Source organism: Mycobacterium sp. (assembly GCF_050701675.1).
GTDB lineage: Bacteria > Actinomycetota > Actinomycetes > Mycobacteriales > Mycobacteriaceae > Mycobacterium.
This window is the reverse complement of the sequence record NZ_JBOGDD010000546.1, coordinates 1-3,285: the sequence shown is the minus strand read 5'-3', so window position 1 is coordinate 3,285 and position 3,285 is coordinate 1. Positions and strand designations below refer to the sequence as shown.

At 66.8% G+C, this 3,285-nt stretch carries 4 protein-coding genes; 1 reads left to right on the top strand and 3 read right to left on the bottom strand.

The features are described from left to right. Nucleotides 1–2: 2 nt before the first annotated feature. Nucleotides 3–998 carry a 2-dehydro-3-deoxygalactonokinase gene (locus ACRDUX_RS16525; protein WP_526415096.1) on the bottom strand — a complete coding sequence of 332 codons (996 nt, stop codon included), beginning with the start codon at nt 996–998 and terminating at the stop codon, nt 3–5. Nucleotides 999–1,053: 55 nt separating this feature from the next. On the opposite strand from ACRDUX_RS16525, the gene ACRDUX_RS16520 reads away from it, so the two are divergent. Further along, a complete protein-coding gene (locus tag ACRDUX_RS16520; protein WP_526415095.1) occupies nt 1,054–1,842 on the top strand; it encodes an IclR family transcriptional regulator in 789 nt (262 codons plus the stop codon). 38 nt (nt 1,843–1,880) lie between these two features. Here ACRDUX_RS16520 and fdhD read toward each other — a convergent pair whose 3' ends face one another. Both fdhD and ACRDUX_RS16510 read right to left on the bottom strand, forming a co-directional pair. Continuing rightward, nucleotides 1,881–2,705 (bottom strand): formate dehydrogenase accessory sulfurtransferase FdhD, encoded by an 825-nt coding sequence (fdhD, locus tag ACRDUX_RS16515; protein WP_526415097.1) that lies wholly within the window; start codon nt 2,703–2,705, stop codon nt 1,881–1,883. Next, nucleotides 2,698–3,285 (bottom strand): molybdopterin dinucleotide binding domain-containing protein (locus ACRDUX_RS16510; protein ID WP_526415094.1); only part of this gene is annotated, 588 nt, incomplete at its 5' end. The genes ACRDUX_RS16510 and fdhD, both read right to left, overlap by 8 nt.

Sequence of the window (3,285 nt, the reverse complement as noted above, 5' to 3'; positions counted from 1 at the left end):
GTTCATAGGCTGGCCGCCTCCTGTCGGTTGCTGCGGTTCGGGTCGACCAGGCCGGCTCGCTGGGCAATTACCCACAGCCCCCGGACCGTCGCCTCTTCCGTGACGATCAGGGGTTCAGCACCGCATTCGGTCAGTGCCGTGGCGTAACGCCTGCAGAGATCTGGCGCACCACACAACGTGATTCGTCGGGGGTTCACGCACTCTGGCAATCGATGTCGAACTTCGTCGGCGATGAGGACACCCGACACGTAGTCGGGAAGCGAATCCGCATCGAGCAGACCGTCGAGGACCAGCGCGCGGCCGCCGAACAGTTCGGTGGGCAATCCTCTGTCCGTTGCGGTACGAAGGCCACGGGCGAATGCGGTGTCGTCGCGTCGACCGGGTCGCGCGGTCCTGGCGAGCAGACCGTGCCCGATGAGCAGGCCGAAGATTTCGCCGGTCATCACGGTGGTGAAGGAGATGACCTCTCCCTCGTTCACCTGGACCCATTTGGTGTGGGTGCCAGGCAGCACGATCGTGTGTGCCACGTCGGTGTGCTCGACCAGATCGAGAACGCCGATCAGCTGGGTCTCCTCGCCGCGAAGCACGTCGCCGGGCGCGTCACCGTGGGAGGCGATCCGCAGGCCCGGGACCAGGTGCACGCTTCCGAGCCGATGGTTCACCTCCGTGAGATCCGCTCGGTTGACGGTGAGATCGGTTGGGACGGACAGGTAGCCGGCGTCGGTCCAGCCCTCCGAACTGCCGACCATCCCGCATGCGATGGCGGAGAGCTGGGGGTGCTCGTGTATCCAGTCACCGCAGACGTCCAGGTAGATCCGCTCGTGCTCGGCGGTGCGTTCGGCGGCGGCGAGTTCGGCGATGCTGAGTGATCCCTTGGCGTGGCGGCGCGTCGCGAGGATCCGGCCACCATCTCCCATGAGCCATGCCCGCAGGGAGGTCGTGCCCCAGTCGACGGCGATGAGCACCGGGGCCCGAGGGATTGTGGTGGCGTGGGTCACGAGCCCACTGTCGGAAGTGCGTCCCAAATTTGCAACCATCGTCCCCATATGTGGAATGCTCGACGGCATGTACGGATTGACGGCCGAGATCCCCGCGGGTACGCAGACGCTGGCTCGCGGGCTATCGGTGGTTCAGGCCGTTGCCGACGGCGCCGTCGATTTGCGATCCGTGGCCGAGCGGACGGACTTGGGGCGCAGCACGGCACACCGGTTGATTCAACTGCTGCTTCAGCAAGGCTTCCTGCGGCTCGGGACCAAGGGGTATTCGCTCGGCCCTGCCCTGATCGATCTGGGATTCAAGGCGCTGCATGGCAATCCGCTCCCCGTGGTTGCGCGGCCGGTACTAGAGGAACTCTCGGCGCAGGTGAGCGACACCGTGCACCTCGCAGTCGAAGACGGGGGCTCGGTGCTGTATCTCGACAAACTGCCAGGCTCACGAGGCGCCGAAATGCGCTCTCGCATCGGCTATCGAATGCCGTTGACGCGGGCTGGCGTCGGGAAGGCGCTGTTGCTGGACTCCGCGGACCGGTGGCGCGACGCGTTCGAGGCCGACTTGGCGCACCCGCAACTCTCGCCGATCGCCAAGGACATCGACGTCGAGGACTTCTGCACGCGGATGCGCAGTTACGCCCGGCGTGGCGCGGCGCTGGACTTGGAGGACAACGAGCCGGACATCCGATGCGTCGCAGCGCCAGTCCGCGACGTGTCGGGAAAGATCGTCGGCGCCATTAGCGTGTCCGCAACCAGGCCGTACATGCCTTCTGCCCGGATGCGCGGCCTGGTGCCCGTCGTCTCACGCGCTGCAGGCCGCATCTCAGCTGCTCTCGGCTACCAGGAGAACTGACGAGGCTGGCCGCGAGGGTGCCAAGCTCCGCCATCGAGTCAGTGCTTGACGCGGTCCGGACGGGTGTAGACGTTCATCGAATCGCCGCGGAGGAACGCCACCAGGGTCAGGCCAGCCTGGCTTGCCAGGTCGACGGCCAGCGAGGACGGTGCGGAGACCGCCGCGAGCACGGGGATGCCGGCCATGACCGCCTTCTGGGTGAGTTCGAACGACGCGCGCCCGCTGACCAGCAGAACGGTACCCGTCAACGGGATTCGGTCGTTCTCCAGCGCCCAGCCGATGACCTTGTCGACGGCGTTGTGCCGCCCGATGTCCTCGCGGACGACGAGCATCGTGCCGTCCGCGGCGAACAGTGCAGCGCCGTGTAGACCACCGGTGGTGGCGAAGATCCGCTGCGCTCTGCGGAGCTGATCTGGCATGGCGGACAACGTCTCCGAGGCGACCACGGTGGGATCGTCGCCGGGGGAGTGGCGGGTGATCAACTGGATGGCGTCGATGGAGCCCTTGCCGCAAATACCGCAGGACGACGTCGTGTAGAAGTTGCGGGTCACGTCGACTTCGGGCATGGCAACGTTCGGGGCCAACGTCACGTCGAGGACGTTGTAGGAGTTGGCGCCGTCGTCGGTGGCGCCGCGGCAGTACTGGACCCTTGCGATGTCGTCGCGTCGGCCGATCACACCCTCGGTGAGCAGAAATCCTTGGGCCAGTTCGACATCGGAGCCGGGCGTGCGCATCGTGACGGTGATCGCCGCGCCGTTGATGCGAATCTCCATCGGCTCTTCGACGGCCAGGGTTTCGGCCCTCGAGGTCGCCGAGTCGGCGGTGAGGTGGCTTGCCCGCCGGCGTGCCGTGACCCTACCCATCATTCCCCCCTCGCTGCGCTCGACCCCCGGGACGGGCTTCCAGCCGGATCTGCACTGCCTTGGAGACCGGCGTATTCGATCTGGCCGCGACGTGGTCGAGGGCGACCAGCGAGTTGGTCTCGGGGTAGTAGGCCGCCGCGTTGCCCACCGGTGTCGAGTACGGGACGATCATGAAGTCCTCGGCGCGGCGCTCCTCGACTTCGCCTGCTGCGTCGGCGAACTCGGAGACGAGGTCGACGCGGGCGCCTTCGGTGAAGCCGAGCGAAGCGATGTCAGCGGGGTTGACGAAGATCACCCGACGGCCACCCTTCACCCCTCGGTAGCGGTCGTCGAGCCCGTAGATCGTGGTGTTGTACTGGTCGTGGCTGCGCAGGGTCTGCAACACCAGGCGCCCGTCGGGGACGGGGATCCACTCCAGCGGGTTGACCGCGAAGTTGGCCTTGCCCGTGGTGGTGGGGAACTCGCGAGAATCACGCGGCGGGTGGGGGAGCTGAAAGCCGTCGGGCTGGCGGACCCTCCGGTTGTAGTCCGCACAGCCGGGAACGACCGCGGCGATCGCATCGCGGACACGGTCGTAATC